Source organism: Deinococcus actinosclerus, assembly GCF_001507665.1.
In the GTDB taxonomy this organism is placed as follows: Bacteria; Deinococcota; Deinococci; order Deinococcales; family Deinococcaceae; genus Deinococcus; species Deinococcus actinosclerus.
Genome location: NZ_CP013910.1, coordinates 317,698 through 332,668 on the forward strand (window position 1 = coordinate 317,698; position 14,971 = coordinate 332,668).

Here is a 14,971-nt window from a genome sequence, read left to right on the forward strand (position 1 = left end):
CCCTACACTGGCCGGTGATGTTTGGTTCGCCCTCTCCGAGAAGTCGCCCGCAACCGGGGCATCTGTATGACGTGGCCGTGGTCGGTGCCGGACTGGCGGGCACTGAGCTGGCGTGGCGGCTGGCCCGCGCCGGACTGGACGTGCTGCTGGTGTCGCAGGCGCTCGATCACCTGGGGAACCTGTACCAGCCGACCACGGCGGGCGTGACGTTCCCGGAAGGCAGTCTGTTCGAGGAGGTGCGCGCCGCGCTGCTCCCCGACACGGACGGCTGGACCTTCCACCGGCACCTGAAGGCCCGCGTGGAGGAGACGAGTGGCATTCACCTCCTCCAGAGCACCGTCACCGCGCTGGACGAGGAGGACACGCAAGTGGTGCTCTCGACCTGGGAGGGGCCGAAACTCCACGCGCGGCTGGGCGTGCTGGCCGTCGGGGCGTTCCTGAAGGGCCGCCTGCTCGTGGGGGACACCATGGACGAGGCCGGGCGTCTCAGCGAGGTCGCGTACGACTTCCTGGCGGACGACCTGACCGCCAGTGGCATCTGGCTGATCGGGGCGGAACGCCGCGCCGAGGGCGAGGGGGTCGAGCCGCCCTACGACGTGCGCTTCCTGACCCCCGCGCCCAGTGAACTGGACGGCTTCCGCGTGAACCGACTGGAGCGCGTGCGGATGCTGGGGCAGTGCACGCCCGGCGAGCACACGTACGGCAGTGTGCTGCAAAGCGCGGCCCGCCTCGCCGACGACCTGCTGGCCGACCTGACCGGGGGGCGCGCATGATCGCCCGCCTGAGCGACTTCCGGTTCCCCGACGCCGCCGCGCGCCTGTACCCGGACACCCCGGACCGCCCCTGGGTGCTGGAGGTGGGTTTTGGCGACGGACGGTTCTGGCCGCACTTCGCCGCGACCTTCCCCGAGGCGCCCAACTACCTCGGCGTGGAACTCTCCGGCGTGTCCCTGCTGAAGGCGCACCGCCGCCTGCGGGACGCGGGCCTGGACAATGCGATCCTCACGAAGATGCCCGCCGACGTCCTCGTGCGGTCCGTCATCCCGCACGCGGGCCTGGACCTGATCGTCGTGAACTTCCCCGACCCCTGGCCCAAGGCCGGCCACACCGACCACCGCCTTCTGCGCGTCCCGTTCTTCCAGCTCGCGGCCAGCCGCCTGAAGCCCGGCGGGATGATCCTGCTGACCACCGACCACGACGAGTACTTCGAGTTCGCGTGCGAGCAGGCCGGGGCCAGCGGCGTCATGCGCGTCGAACGCGCGGACCCGCCCGCCGCCGCTCTGGAAACCAAGTACGCCCTGAAGTGGCGTGACCTCGGCCTGGGCGTCAACCACGCCCGCTTCATCCCCACCGCCCACCAGCCCGTCCCGCACGGGCCGACCACCCCCTACCCGGAGGACCCCACCACCGTGCCCCACGCCGTCCTGACCCTGCCCGACACCTTCAATCCCCAGACCTTCGAGAAGGTCACCGAACGCAACCCTGGTAGCCGCAACGCCGACGAGGGCGGCGCGTGGACGGTCATCCTGCTCGACCTGTACGCCGGCCTGCGCCGCGACGGCTGGGTCGTCCTGGCGCACGTCGTGGAGGGCGAACTGACCCAGGAGGTATTGATCGGCATCACCGCCCGCGAGGACGGCACGCACCTCGTGCGCCTCGCCAAGTTCGGCGGGCCGATCATCACGACCGGCGTGAAGGCCGCGGTGGGCGTCGTCACCCGCTGGCTGGAGGCTCAGGGCGCCGTCGTTAAGCACCACGGGTACTGACGGGCCGGTGCCGGTGCGCTTCACGACCGAACCCATGAGCGTCCTCCTGCCCGCCGTGCGGGATCGGCTGCGCGCGGCGGGCGAGGTGACCTTCGAGGTGCCTGACCCCGACGTGGGCCTGGGCCGCTACGCGGGCGAGGCGACTCCGCACGGCACGCACCGTCCCTGGAGCACCTGGACGGACCTCGCGGACCTGCTCGGCGCGCACCTGCTGACCCCGGACAGGGCAGGGGAGGGGCGGGTGCGACTGACCCTGCGCGCCCACGCTCCGGCCCGCGACCCCGATCACGCCGGGTACGGCCCGGACGGCGACTGGGCCCGCGTGAACAAGCTGGAGGACCCCATCTTCCTGGCGACGTTCGTCGAGGCGCTGCGCCGCGTGAACCCCCCCCAGGGCGGGCGGGTGCTGGCGCTGGGCGTGAACGCCGGGCATGAACTGGCCGCCCTGCCGCTCGCCTTCCCGGACCGCACCTTTGAGGTGGTGGGCGTGGATCTCGACCCGGCTGCCGCGCAGGCCGCCCGCGAACGCTGGCCCCAGGCGACCATCCACGCGGCGGACGTGAACGCCCTGCCCCCGGACCTGGGCCGCTTCGACCTGATCCTGGCCCTGAGCCTCCTCCAGAGCCCCGGCGTGCGGCAGGACGTGCTGCTCGCCGCGCTGCGCCGCCAGCACCTCACGCCGGGCGGCGGCCTGATCCTGGGGTACCCGAACGCCCGCTACCGGGGCGGCACCCTCTCGTACGGCGCGCGCATGCGCAACTACGCCCGCCCGGACCTGAGCCTGCTCGCCGCCGACGTCACGAACGCCCGGCGCGGCCTCCAGAAACACGACTACAAGGTGTTCGTGACCGGCAAGTACGAGGTGCTCCTGACGGCCATCCCGGCCCACGCCACCACCCCCACCGGGTTGGACCTCTGAAGAACGGGCAAATCTTCTCACGGGACACTCAGCCGTGCGCTAGGGTGGCGCGCATATGCGTACTCCTGCCCTGCTCCTTGGCCTGAGTCTCCTCCTGGCGTCCTGCGCTCCCACTGCCACCACGGCGACCGAACAACCTCAGGGCCCCCTGGTCGAGGGTGAAACCTGGACCATCACCGGGCTCGACCAGAACAACGACAAGATGGAAGGCCGCGTCGTGGTTCCTGCCGACCCCAGGTACGACCGCACGGACCGCGACTGGACCTACTACAGCCGCACCGCCCGGATCTACTTCACGGAAAGCACCGGCGAATTCCAAGTGTGGGACACCAGCAACCCCGAGCGCTTCCTGATCTGCATTGTGCGCAGCCCAGCCGAGACCTACACCGCCACGAAGAAGCAGTACAGCGGCCTGAGCGTGGCGGGCTCCATGGCAGATCTCAACGCGGTTTTCGCCAAGCTGAGCGGGTCCGGCACCAAACTCACCGGTGGCTCCTGCACGATCACCCGCTGAACCGACCCCTACGGCGTGCCTCCTTCACGTCATGAAGGAGGCACGCCGCGTTGTCCTGCTGGTTCAGCCCTTGGTCAGGATGCGCACGGTCAGGATCTGGTCCGCCACGGCGCCCGCCACCTCGGCGTTGTTCTGGTCCATGGTGCGGGTCAGTTTGGGCAGCAGGTCGTCACCGGTTACGACCTTCCCGAAGATGGTGTGCTTGCCGTTCAGGAAGTCCGTCGGCTCGAAGGTGATGAAGAACTGGCTGCCGTTCGTGGCCGGGCCGCTGTTCGCCATGGCCAGGATGCCGCCGCTGTTGAAGGTCAGCTTCTGACGGAACTCGTCCGCGAACTGGTAGCCGGGGCCGCCGGTGCCCCACTCGGCCTTCTTCGCCTCGTCCACGCTCTTGGGGTCGCCGGTCTGCGCCATGAACCCGTCGATCACGCGGTGGAAGCGGATGCCGTCGAAGTAGTGGTTGCGGGCCAGGAACACGAAGTTGTTCACCGTGACCGGCGTCTCCTGCTCGTACAGGTCCGCCAGGATCTGCCCCTTGCTCGTGTCGATCAGGGCGTAGTAGTCCTTGCCGTCCGTCAGGGCCATGTCGGGTTCACTGGTGAATTCGCGCTTGGGTTCGGTGGTCAGGAACGGCACCTCGGTGTACCCGGCGGGGAGGGGGCCGGGCTTGGTGACGGCGGCCGCGCCGGTCTTCGTGTCCGTGGCGGGCGTCTCGGTGGCCGGGGTATCGGTCGCGGGCGTGGTGGTGTCCGTCGCGGCCGTGTCCGTCTTCGTGTCGGTCGTGGTCGCGTCGTCCTTCTTCTGGCAGGCGGTCAGGGCCAGCAGGGCCGTGAGGATCAGGGCAGCGTGTTTCATGGTCCGTGACAGTCTAGCGGCCCCCGCACGCCGCGCGTCACCCGAAGGGTGCATCGCCCGCCGGGGCAGGGGGCCGCGCGGTAGACTACTCAGTTGATGATCGTGACCATTGATGGCGTCGCCGCCAGCGGAAAATCCAGCGTGTCCTCTGGCGTCGCGCAGGCTCTGGGCGTGCCCTACGTCAGCAGCGGCCTGCTGTACCGCGCCGTGACCCTCCTCGGCCTGAACGCCGGGGCTGAACTGGCCGACGCCAGCGCCCTGCTTCCCCTGCTCCCGGGCGTGCGTCTGGAGCCCCTCGCCAGCGGCAACCGCGTCTGGAACGCGGACCATGATCTGACCGCCGACCTGCACAGCACCCGCGTGGACGGCGGGGTCAGCACCGTCGCCGCCCTCCCCGAAATCCGCGAGTGGGTGGACGCCCAGCTGCGCGCGCTCCCCGCGCCCCTCGTCGCCGAGGGGCGCGACATGGGCACCAACGTCTTCCCCCACGCGCCGCACAAGTTCTACCTGACCGCCAGTCCCCGCGTCCGGGCCGAACGCCGCGCGAAAGAACGTCCCGAGGACATTCCCGCCATCGAGGCCGCCCTGACCGAACGCGACCGCCAGGACACCACCCAGAGCGCCCCCGCCCCCGACGCCCGCGTGATCGACACGGGGCCCCTCACCCTCCAGGGCGTGATCGACACCATCCTCGCCGACCTGCGCTGAGACGCCATGAAGAACGCCGCCCCAGCCTGTGGGGCGGCGTTTCGAGTGCGGGCCTTAGGGGCGCGCGACGGTGAACTTCTGGCTGGTGTAGACCTCGGTGTCGCTGGCGACACTCTCGTCACCCAGCGCCTTGAGCACTTTCACGCGCAGCTGGTAGGTGCCGTTCGCTGCCGCGCTCCCGTTGCTGAGCTTGCCGTCCCAGCTGTAGGTGTTGTACGCGTCGCAGGTGCTGCTGGTCTTGGACACGTCATTGGTGCAGTTACGGCCCAGGTACTCCTGCTTCAGCAGGGTGTCGACCACGGCGCCGTTGCTGTCGAGCAGTTCCATGGTCAGCTTGCGGGCCTGGTGTGAGATCTGCGCAATGACGTACGGGGCGTCCAGCGTCAGTTCGTTGGGCTTGGCCGCGTCGAGTGCCACCTGCTTGAAGGTGTAGTCGATCGGGTTGGCGACCGTCTGACCCTCGGTGTAGTAGGTGTCGGCGACGTCGTCACCCAGCGCGGGGAAGTCCTGTGACTTGCCGCCCACGATCAGGTTCCCCAGCACCTGGATGCTCTGGTAATCCCCCACGAAGCCGCCGTAGGGCACCACGATGTTGGGGCTGGTGGTGCTTTCCAGATCCACGTACCCGCCGTACTGGGCTTTGTCCGCAGCGCCGACCGGAGGCGTCACCACGACGTTCAGTTCCACCTCGCTGAAGGGAGGCACGATGATCTGCACGCCACTCGCGGAGTCGGCACTCTGACCGTTGATGGTCATCGTGGCGTACTTCTGCACGGGGGTCGGCGCCAGGGTGGTGCCGCCGATCGTCAGCGCGGGGTAGTTGTAGGCGGTGTACACCTCGCGGCGCGCGCCGGTGTTCTTCAGCACCACGACCTTGCTGCGCGTGGCGAAGGTGGCGCTCTCGCCGAGGCTCAGCTTGGCGGGGGTGGCGCGCACCGAGTTGGTGTAGGCGTTCACGATGTTGATCATGCCCGCGCCCTGACGCTGCGCGTAGTCGGGCAGGCCCGTCACGAGGGTGCTGCCGTTCAGGTACCAGCGGAGGCTGGCGGTGTTCATCAGCATCGTGCGCATGTCCTTGGCGGCCGTGTTGGGGTAGGCCTGCAGCAGCAGCGCTGCGGCGCCCGCCACGTGCGGGGAGGCCATGCTGGTGCCGCTGAGCACCTCGTAACCGGCGGGATCTGCGCTGAGCGGGTAGGTGCTGTAGATGTTGCCGCCGGGGGCGCCCAGGTCGGGCTTGAATTCCAGCTCGGCGCTCATGCCGATGGAGCTGAAGCTGCTCGAGGCGTTGGCGGTGGGGTTGTTGATGCTGACCTTGCTGCCGTCGAAGGTCATGCTGACGCCGCCGGCGATCAGACCATCGATCTTGGCGCCGTCGGTGTCGCTGATGGCCACCACGGGAATCGTGATGGCGGGCGTACCGGCCACCGTGGGGCTGATGTACCCGGCGGCGTTGTTGTACAGGATGACGGCGCTGGCACCGGCGTCCTGGGCGTTCTTGGCCTTCTCGTAGAACGAGCAGGTCCCGCGGCGGATCAGGACGGCCTTGCCGGTCAGGCTGCCGGGTGCGAAGCCGCCGCTGGCCGTGCAGCCGTCGTTGGTCGTCGTGGTGGTGCTGCCGGGTTTCTTCGTGATGGACAGGCTGGTGCCCAGTGTGGGGGCGGGAGCGCCGGTGGCGGTGTAGTAGCCGACCTTGGTGCCGTTGGAGAGGGTGAAGCCTTCCAGGTCGATCTTGGCGTTGTCGACGGAGGCGACCGAGATCACCTGATCGCCCATGGTGGGGCCGCCCATGCTGTAGGTGCCGCTGGCACCGCTGTTGCCTGCGGAGGCGACCATCACGACGCCTTTTTTCACCATGCGGTCAGCGGCTTTGGCCAGCGGGGTTTCCTTCCAGTTGTCGAAGGCCGACCCCAGGCTCATGTTCACGACCTGCATGCCGTCCTTCACGGAGCGTTCCATGGCGGCCAGGATGACGTCGTCGTACGAGCTGCCGCCGCAGCCGAAGATGCGGTAGGCGCCGAAGCTCACTTCGGGCGCGACGCCGGCGAAGGGGCGCCCGTCACGGGAGTTGCCGGGATCGTACCCGCCGATGATGCCGGCCACGTGAGTGCCGTGTCCACCGCAGTCGTCGGGGTTGTCGTCAGGGACCGGCACGTACTTGCTGTCCTTGCCGTAGTCGTCACCCACGAAGTCGTAGCCGGCCACGATGCGGCCCTTGAAGGCAGGGTGATCCACGTCGATCCCGGAATCGATGACGCCGACCTTGACGCCCTTACCGGTCAGGCCCAGTTCGTTCTGGGCGATGTCGGCGCCGGTCATGCCCTTGGCATAGAACATTTCGGGGGTGACCGTGGCGTTCAGGTCCACGGTGGTGTCCGGCGCGTCCACCCGGTGAATGGGGTAGATGCCCAGCACGCCCGGCATCTGGGAAATGCGGCCCATCTCGCTGCTGCTGGCCTGGACGGCGAAGCCGTTGAACAGCGTCTGATAGGCGCTGATCTCCTGGTACTTGATGCCCTGCTTGGCAGCCTGGGCGCGGAAGGTAGCCTGCTGCGCGCCCACGCTCTGGCTGCTTAGGCTGGTGGGATCCCCTTCGAGTTCCACGAACCAGCGGTCCGTGACGACCTGGGCCGTCTTCAGGAGGGAACCGTCGTGCTGCGCGGTGGTGGTCGTGGGCGTGGTGCTGGTACCGCAGGCGCCCAGCAGCAGGGCCAGGCTCAGCAGGGACGCAGTTTTCAGGGTGTTCTTCACGTGGGACTCCTTGGGGGCGCCTTAGCGGCGGCTCAGGGCGATCTGGTAGGTGTTGGTGACTTTGTCGTCGGTGGCCGTGGGGTCGTCGTGAATGTTGAAGCTGGTGACGACGACGGTGTACGTGCCGGTTGCGGGGACGTTGAAGCGGATTTCGGATTCGAGTCCGGCGCCGCTGTCGTCGTCTTTTTCGAGGATGGTCTTGCCGTCGGGCATCAGGATCATGACGTAGGGATCCAGGGTGCTGGCGGCGTCGGCACTGACGCTCTTGACGGTGAGCTTGAGCATGTCGCCGGCGGTCGCGTCGAACTTGAAGTAGTCCATGTCGCGGGCCTGACCGGTGATGAAGCCCTTGGTCGTGGTGCCGATGGGGAGGGCGGTGGCGGCCGCCACGCTGTCGTTGGGTTCGTTGGCGTCGGCGATGGCGACCGTGAAGGGCGTGGTGGCCTGCTGGGTGTTGCCCTGCGCGTCGAAGGCCTTGGCGGTGATGGTGTGGGTGCCGTTGTCCGCGAAGGCGTAGGCCTTGCTGGCGGTGTAGGGGGCGTCGGTGTCGGTGGCGATCAGGGTGCCGTTGTCGTAGAACTCGACCTTGGTCACGCCGACGTTGTCGCTGGCGGTGGCGGTGAAGGTCGCGGTGCCGGCCGCTTCGATGCGGGTGGGGGCCGCAGCGACGGTGACGGTCGGGGCGACCGTGTCGATGTTGACGCTCAGGGTGGTGGTGGAGCTGGTGGCCTGACCCTGCGCGTCGAAGGCCTTGGCGGTGATGGTGCGGGTGCCGTTGTCGGCCCCGGTGTAGGCCTTGCTGGCGGTGTAGGGCGCGGTGGTGTCGGTGGCGATCAGGGTGCCGTTGTCGTAGAACTCGACCTTGGTCACGCCGACGTTGTCGCTGGCGGTGGCAGTGAAGGTCACGGTGCCGGGCGAGGTCAGGGTGCTGGGCGTGGCGGTCACGCTGACGGTAGGCGCCGTGACGTCGATGTTGACGGTGACGCTGGCGGTGGCTTCAGCGGTGTTGCCGGCCGCGTCGCTGGCCACGGCGCGGTAGGCGACAGTGCCGTTCTGCGCGCTGGTGACGCTGGCGGTGGCGGTGTAGGGCGAGGTGGTGTCGCTGCTGATCAGCGTGCTGCCCTGGTAGAAATCGACTTTGGTCACGCCGACGTTGTCGCTGGCGGTGGCGCTCAGGGTGATGGTGCCGGCCGCGGTGACGGTGGTGGGCGCGGCGGTGAGCGCGACGGTGGGTTTGGTCGCGTCTGGAGTGGGGTGGGGCGCGCAGGCGCTCAGGAGGGCGCCGGTGAGGGCCAGCACGGCGAATGGAATGGATCGCTTCATGTGATCTCCTTGAATGCCCATGCAGCGCCGACACCTGCATCCAGGGTCATCTGGGGAGGAGGTGAGGGTTGTCTGGGCTCCCGGGTTGACGCCGGGAATTGTGTTGCTATGGGTGTAGATCATACGCGCCCCCCTGCCTGGGGGCAAGGTTCGTTCACCACAATCTCAGATTGCCCTCAGTGGTACTAACCTGCCCTTCACCGTCTGGGCACGTGCCGGGTGCATGGATATGCGCCCGCAGGTCCCCTGAGTGGCCGCGCATCTCCCTGCCGCTGGCGACCGGTGCGGGGGATGAGCCCCGGGTCTCGGGACGCTGAAGGCTGAAGCGTCGTCCGGAACGCTGTCGCGTGATCCGGCGCTGCGTAGCCTGAGCCCATGACGGCCCGCCGATTCCTGCCTGCGCTGCTGCTCGTGTCCTGTCCGGTCGCCCTGGCCCAGTCGCAGGCGGCGCTGGACGCCGTGGACGCCCGGCAGATGAGCATTCCGGCCTCCCGCACGGCCTTCCAGAAAGGGGGTTACCCGGGCAGCGCACTGACAGTGCGCCAGACCCTGGCGCCGGGCGGCAACTACACCCGTCAGGTCGTCAGCTACCAGTCCGGGGACCTGCGGATCAACGCGCTGCTGACCGTGCCGCGCGGCACACCGCCGAAGGGCGGGTGGCCCGCCATCGTGTTCAACCACGGCTACATTCCTCCGAACGTGTACCGCACCACGGAGCGGTACGTCGCGTACCAGGACGCCTTCGCGCGGGCCGGGTTCGTCACGCTGAAAAGCGACTACCGTGGGCACGGCAGCTCGCAGGGCGAGGCGCTCGGCGGGTACTACGCGCCGGGCTACACCACCGACGTGATGAACGCCCTGGCCAGCCTGAAACGCGACCCGCGCGTGAACGCGGCGCGGATCGGCATGTGGGGGCACTCCATGGGCGGCTTCCTGACCCTGCGCGCCATGGTCATCGACCGCAGCGTGAAGGCCGGGGTGATCTGGGCCGGCGTGGTCGGGGACTACGACCAGCTGATGACCAGCTGGACGCGCCGCGCGCCCGTCCCGGCCAGCATCCCGCAGCGGGTGCTGGACCTGCGCAAGCGGGCCGTTGAGCAGTACGGCACGCCCAGCAGCAACCCGACCTTCTGGAACACCCTCAGCGCGAACACCTACCTGAAGGACCTGGGCGGCCCCATTCAGCTACACATCGGCACGAACGACGAGGAGGTGCCCGTCGCGTTCCATACCGCCCTGGCCGCCCAACTGCGGCCGCTGGGCAAGCTCGGCGGCAACTACGTCTATCCGGGGGACAACCACAACCTCTCGGGCAACCTGCGCGCGGCCCTGAACCGCAGCGTGCAGTTCTTCAGGGACCGCCTGTAATGCGCGCGCTGATCAACCTTACGCTGCTGGCCCTGCTGGCGGGCGCCGGGTACGTGGCGCTCACCCAGCCGGACGCGCCGCCGCTGCGACTGCCCTGGACCCAGCCGGAGGCGACCGACCCGGCCCGGCCCGACCCGCCGAGCCCCGGGACCGGCGGCGGGCCCCTCCAGAACCTGGGTGACACCGCGCTGAAGGCCGCCGTGGCCCGCAACCCGGTCAGCATCCAGGCGCTGAAGGCCCGCGAGTACCCGGGCAGCGCCCTGACGGTCCGGCAGACCCTGGCGGCGGGCGGCAACTACACCCGGCAGGTCGTGAGTTACCAGTCCGAGGGCCTGCGCATCAACGCGCTGCTGACCGTCCCGCGCGGCACGCCGCCGCAGGGCGGGTGGCCCGCCATCGTGTTCAACCACGGGTACATCCCACCCGCCGAGTACCGCACCACCGAGCGGTACGTGGCGTACCAGGACGCCTTTGCCCGCGCGGGCTTCGTGACGCTGAAAAGCGACTACCGCGGGCACGGCAGCAGCGAGGGACAGGCGCTCGGCGGGTACGACGACCCCGGCTACACCGTGGACGTCCTGAACGCCGCCGCCAGCCTCCGGCGTGACCCGCGCGTGAACCCCGCCCGCCTGGGCCTGTGGGGTCACTCTATGGGCGGGCAGCTGAGCCTGAAGGCCATGATCGTCGATCCCCGCCTGAAAGCCGCGTCCCTGTGGGCGGGCGTGATCGCCAGCTACGACGTCCTGGCGACCGACTGGAACCCACCCCCCGGCGAGCAACGCACCCTGGACGCCGTCAACCGCCGCTACCTGCGCCTGCTGAGCCCCAACGCGTACCTGCGGGAACTGAACGGGCGGCCCATCCAGCTGCACCACGGCACGAACGACAGGGACGTGCCGTACGCCTTCCAGAAGAACCTCGCGGACGACCTGAGAAACGCCGGGCAGGGCGTGGACGCCTACCGCTACGACGGCGACAACCACAACCTCTCCGGTAACCTCCGCACGGCGCTGAACCGCAGCGTGCAGTTCTTCAAGGAGAACCTGTAGGGGTCACTCCACCCAGGTGACCTTGTCCGCCAGCGGCGCGCGGCGCGCGGACGGCAGCTCGGCCGCCGGGTAGCCCAGCACCAGCAGCCCCAGCAGCTTCGGCGCGCCCAGCGCCTGCGCCGCCACCGGACTGACCATCACCGGGCCGCTCACCCACTTCCCGACCAGCCCGAACGCCGTGGCGGCCAGCCACATGTTCTGCGCGGCGCAGGCCAGGGCCGCCTGCTCCTCCCACTCGGGCATCTTCGGTTTCTCGGGCATGTGCAGTTCCAGGCTGATCCACAGCGGCGCGCGCCACGCCCGGGCGCGCTGCGCCTCCAGCGCCGGTTCGCTGTCCCGGTCGGGCGCGCTGCCCGCCGCGTACGCCTGTGCGAACACCTCGGCCAGCCTCGCGCGGCCCTCACCGGTGAACACCGTGAAGCGCCACGGCTCGGTGCGCCCGTGATTCGGCGCCCAGGTGCCCGCCTCCAGAATGGCTTCCACCACCTCACGCGGCACGGCGTCCGGCCTCAGCAGACCGATGTCCACCGTGCGGCGCGCACGGATCACGTCCAGCACGGTCAGGGCGGCGGCAGGGAAGGGAGTGTCCAGTGTGGTCATGCCCCCACTATGCCGCGCCCCTCAGGGACGGGCAGGGCCTTCCAGGCTCAGGGTGCGGCTGACGCGCCGGGCAGTGCGGTGTGCGTCCCAGGCCAGCCCCGTCAGTGCCAGGGGCAGGACGATCAGGAAGATCAGATCCAGGGTGTCCTGTCCTGGCGCGAGGAGCGCCGTGATCCACTGACTGAGCATCAGGCAGCCCACCAGCAGCCGCGCGCCCAGCGTCCAGCGGTACGGGTCGGGGCGCCACAGCACGCTCCACGTCAGGGCCAGCATCAGGGTCAGGCCGGTCGTGGGCCCGGCCAGGTAACGCGGCAGTTCCTGCGGGACCTCGACGTTGTTCCAGAACATCAGTCCGCCGTAGCCCAGCTGGAGCAGGAGCAGCGTCACCCACAGCCCCACCGGGAGGCGGCGGTACTGCTCCGTCAGGTCCCGCGTGGCGTACGTGCGCCGCAGCGCGCGGTTCACCTGCCCCGGGTCGCCGAGCGTGGCGACGGCCTGCGCCTCGGTCAGCCCGCTGCCCATGGCGTCGTGGACGTGCGCGGCGTACTCGCCGGCCACGCGGTCCTGCGCGGCAGGGGCGAGGTCGTGGAGGGCGGCCCCCAGCCAGTCACGCAGGGTCATGCGGGCACGCTCCGCTGTTTGCGGGCGGCGGTCAGGGACAGCTGGAACCGGACCAGCTGGACGGTCAGCAGCACCACGGCGAGCCAGCCTTCCAGCCGGCCGAACCACCCGCCCACCTGCGCCGGCTGGGTGACACCCACCCAGGTCGCCCAGAGCAGACCGCCCAGCAGGATGAGGCTGCTGGGTTTGGTCAGCCAGTGCCAGACCACCCGGCTCTCGGGGCGCAGCGGCCGGGTCAGCAGCTGCCAGCGCGCGAGATTGATCAGCAGGACGAGCAGGAGGGCCGCCCCGAGCAGGGTCAGGGCGCGTGGATCGCCCCGCAGCGCCCCGGGTCCTGCCGCGCCCAGCATCCCGAGCTGCATGGGCGCCGAGTCCAGCAGGACGCGGCGGACACTCAGGCGGCCAGGGGGCAGGTGCCGCGCGTCCCAGGTGGTGAGGTGGGTGCGGTTCAGTCCGGTGCGGGCGGCCTGGGCGGAGCCCCAGCGGCGCAGCAGTCCGGCCTCGGTCAGGTCGGGTTCGGCGGCGAGGGTGTCCTCCAGGTGTGCCTGGTAGTCCGCCCGGACGCGCGCGGCGGCGGCGGGGGTCAGGTCGGCCGTGGCGACCTCCAGCCAGTCCACAACCGTCCCGGGAGGCTGGAGGCGGGGGCTGAGCAGGCTGCGGAGTTCGCCGGTCATGCCTTCCCCCCCAGCACCGCCTGCACGGCGCTGACCTGCGCCTGCCAGTCGCGGCGGGTGCGGGCCAGGGCGGCGCGGCCCTTCTCCGTCAGGCGGTACTCGCGCCGCGTGCGGCCCGCGACCTCGTGTTCATGGCTCTCGATCAGCCCCTCGGCTTCCAGGGCGTGCAGGGCGGGGTAGAGGGTGCCTTCGCGGGCGCGCAGCAGGCCCTCGCTGCGGGTGTTGATGGCCTGCGCGATGGCGTACCCGTGTTCGGGCTGGCGGTCGAGGACCGCCAGGATGAGCAGGCGGAGTTGCTCGCGGGCGTTCATGGTCCCACGATACCTCTGAGCCGGATGCATCTCAAGTCGAGGTATCGGCGCCCCTCGTTCAACCCGTGGGCAGGCCGTAGGCGCGTCGGGTGTTCGCGTCGGTCGCCGCCTCCAGCTCGTCGGGGCTCAGGCCGCGCAGGGCCGCGATGAACTCCAGCGTGTGCCGCACGTATCCGGGCCGGTTCGGTTTCCCGCGCCTGGGCACGGGGGCCAGAAAGGGCGCGTCCGTCTCCAGCAGCATCCGCTCCAGCGGCAGGTCGCGGGCCGCCGCCTGGATCTCCTGCGCGTTCTTGTACGTCGTGTTCCCCGCGAACCCGAAGTACGTGTGCTCGCCCCGCTCCAGGCCAAACCGCAGGAGTGCCGCATGTCCGCTGAAGCAGTGCAGGATCACCGGCACGTCCGGCCACGCGCGCAGCACGTCCATCACACCCCGGTGGGCGCTGTCCTGCCCGGCCTTGTCCCGCGTGTGAATCACCAGCACCTTGGCGCCGCGCCGCGCGAGGTCCAGCTGCCACTCGAACGCCGAGACCTGCGCGGCGCGCTTCGTGTCGTCCCAGTAGTCATCCAGGCCGCTCTCGCCGATGCCGACCACGCGCGGGTGCGCGGCGAGCGCCTCGATCTGCGCGCGGGCCTCCGGGCTGTCCTCGTCCGTATCGGTCGGATGCAGCCCCACCGTCGCGAAGACGTCCCCAAACTGTTCGGCCAGCGCCACCGCGTTGCGCGCATGCTCGGGGCTCGCGCCGATACAGACCATGGCACTCAGGCCCAGCTCGCCGCGCGCGCCCGCCGGGTCGTCGATGTAATCCAGGTGGGTGTGAGAATCGATCATGCCGCCCAGCCTAGCGCTGCGCCCCCGACACTCCCACCCGCGCCCCATCACTCTCATGAGACCGGCGCGCTAAAGTGCGACCCGTGCAGAAAGTCGGTTTGTACGCGCTGGTGGGGATCATGGCCTTCGCCCTGATCTTCGCCCTGCTGCCCACCCCGGGCCTCGACGCCAGCCAGTCCGGCGCGCGGCTCAGCGGCGTGCAGCTCCGCCTGTACCCCTCCGGCGACTCGAACGCCACCTGGAGCTTCCGCGCCGCCGACGTCCGCAACGACCCCGTGGCCGGCCTGACGACCCTGACCGGCATCACGGACGGGAAACGGCTCCTGAAGGAACAGGTGCAGGGCCGCTTCACGGGTCGCGAGACCCTGGACGCCACCCTGGCCACCCAGGAACTGACCATCGACAGTCAGGACACCATGACCACCCGTCAGGCCCGCATCACCCTGGTGCAGCAGTGTGCGGACATTGACCTCCAGGGCACCGAGCAGACCCCCGTGAAGATCGAACAGGGCCAGGGCTTCAGCGCGACGCAGGCGACAATCGCCTCCACCAGCCTGACCGGCACGATCCGCGACCTGAAAATGACCTTCGACTTCAGAATCCTCGATGCTTCTCCCAATTCCAAATACTCCTTCCCTCTTGACCCGACCGAGACCTGCCGCGACGGCAAGCGCGTTCCTCTCACCTGAC

General features: G+C 69.6%; 16 protein-coding genes. 8 read left to right on the forward strand and 8 right to left on the reverse strand.

The features are described 5' to 3' along the window. Positions 1-17 precede the first annotated feature (17 nt). Genes AUC44_RS01535 through AUC44_RS01550 form a run of 4 tightly spaced genes read left to right on the forward strand, consistent with a single transcriptional unit; the run spans position 18 to position 3,198 of the window. Complete coding sequence (locus AUC44_RS01535; protein ID WP_062157089.1) at positions 18-773, forward strand: FAD-dependent oxidoreductase; 756 nt, start codon at positions 18-20, stop codon at positions 771-773. After that, a complete protein-coding gene (gene trmB, locus AUC44_RS01540; protein ID WP_062157090.1) occupies positions 770-1,765 on the forward strand; it encodes a tRNA (guanine(46)-N(7))-methyltransferase TrmB in 996 nt (331 codons plus the stop codon). Before AUC44_RS01535 ends, trmB begins: the two co-directional genes overlap by 4 nt. 34 nt (positions 1,766-1,799) lie before the next feature. After that, positions 1,800-2,684 (forward strand): class I SAM-dependent methyltransferase, encoded by an 885-nt coding sequence (locus AUC44_RS01545; protein ID WP_062159621.1) that lies wholly within the window; start codon positions 1,800-1,802, stop codon positions 2,682-2,684. 55 nt (positions 2,685-2,739) lie between these two features. Next, positions 2,740-3,198, forward strand: a complete 459-nt coding sequence (locus tag AUC44_RS01550; protein ID WP_062157091.1) for a hypothetical protein — start codon at positions 2,740-2,742, stop codon at positions 3,196-3,198. Between the two features lie 63 nt (positions 3,199-3,261). Here the strand turns inward: AUC44_RS01550 and AUC44_RS01555 are convergent, their stop codons facing one another. Next, positions 3,262-4,050: a peptidylprolyl isomerase gene (locus AUC44_RS01555; RefSeq protein WP_062157092.1), complete on the reverse strand. Its 789-nt coding sequence runs from the start codon at positions 4,048-4,050 to the stop codon at positions 3,262-3,264. 96 nt (positions 4,051-4,146) lie between these two features. Here AUC44_RS01555 and cmk point away from each other — a divergent pair, with 96 nt between their 5' ends. Beyond that, positions 4,147-4,758, forward strand: a complete 612-nt coding sequence (gene cmk / locus AUC44_RS01560; protein WP_062157093.1) for a (d)CMP kinase — start codon at positions 4,147-4,149, stop codon at positions 4,756-4,758. A 54-nt stretch (positions 4,759-4,812) separates the two neighbouring features. Here the strand turns inward: cmk and AUC44_RS17245 are convergent, their stop codons facing one another. Then, positions 4,813-7,506 (reverse strand): S8 family serine peptidase, encoded by a 2,694-nt coding sequence (locus tag AUC44_RS17245; RefSeq protein WP_062157094.1) that lies wholly within the window; start codon positions 7,504-7,506, stop codon positions 4,813-4,815. Positions 7,507-7,527: 21 nt separating this feature from the next. Beyond that, a complete protein-coding gene (locus tag AUC44_RS01570; protein WP_062159622.1) occupies positions 7,528-8,829 on the reverse strand; it encodes an Ig-like domain-containing protein in 1,302 nt (433 codons plus the stop codon). A gap of 375 nt (positions 8,830-9,204) precedes the next feature. On the opposite strand from AUC44_RS01570, the gene AUC44_RS01575 reads away from it, so the two are divergent. Beyond that, a complete protein-coding gene (locus AUC44_RS01575) occupies positions 9,205-10,197 on the forward strand; it encodes an alpha/beta hydrolase family protein (RefSeq protein WP_082688903.1) in 993 nt (330 codons plus the stop codon). Further along, positions 10,197-11,246, forward strand: coding sequence for an alpha/beta hydrolase family protein (locus AUC44_RS01580; protein ID WP_062157095.1), 1,050 nt, complete (start codon positions 10,197-10,199; stop codon positions 11,244-11,246). The genes AUC44_RS01575 and AUC44_RS01580 overlap by 1 nt, the downstream gene beginning before the upstream one ends. A 3-nt stretch (positions 11,247-11,249) precedes the next feature. Here the strand turns inward: AUC44_RS01580 and AUC44_RS01585 are convergent, their stop codons facing one another. The 5 genes from AUC44_RS01585 to AUC44_RS01605 are packed head-to-tail and all read right to left on the reverse strand — an operon-like array spanning position 11,250 to position 14,281. Further along, positions 11,250-11,846 (reverse strand): nitroreductase family protein, encoded by a 597-nt coding sequence (locus AUC44_RS01585; protein WP_062157096.1) that lies wholly within the window; start codon positions 11,844-11,846, stop codon positions 11,250-11,252. Positions 11,847-11,867: 21 nt separating this feature from the next. Then, positions 11,868-12,467 (reverse strand): HAAS signaling domain-containing protein, encoded by a 600-nt coding sequence (locus AUC44_RS01590; protein WP_062157097.1) that lies wholly within the window; start codon positions 12,465-12,467, stop codon positions 11,868-11,870. Continuing rightward, the gene (locus AUC44_RS01595) at positions 12,464-13,141 is read right to left on the reverse strand and encodes a hypothetical protein (RefSeq protein ID WP_157445123.1); all 678 of its coding nucleotides are present in this window, start codon (positions 13,139-13,141) and stop codon (positions 12,464-12,466) included. Before AUC44_RS01595 ends, AUC44_RS01590 begins: the two co-directional genes overlap by 4 nt. After that, positions 13,138-13,452, reverse strand: coding sequence for a PadR family transcriptional regulator (locus tag AUC44_RS01600; protein WP_062157099.1), 315 nt, complete (start codon positions 13,450-13,452; stop codon positions 13,138-13,140). Before AUC44_RS01600 ends, AUC44_RS01595 begins: the two co-directional genes overlap by 4 nt. Before the next feature lie 58 nt (positions 13,453-13,510). Then, on the reverse strand, positions 13,511-14,281 hold the full coding sequence (locus AUC44_RS01605) for a TatD family hydrolase (RefSeq protein ID WP_062157100.1): 771 nt from the start codon (positions 14,279-14,281) through the stop codon (positions 13,511-13,513). Positions 14,282-14,364: 83 nt separating this feature from the next. On the opposite strand from AUC44_RS01605, the gene AUC44_RS01610 reads away from it, so the two are divergent. Then, complete coding sequence (locus tag AUC44_RS01610; protein WP_062157101.1) at positions 14,365-14,970, forward strand: hypothetical protein; 606 nt, start codon at positions 14,365-14,367, stop codon at positions 14,968-14,970. The last annotated feature ends 1 nt before the right edge of the window (position 14,971 follow it).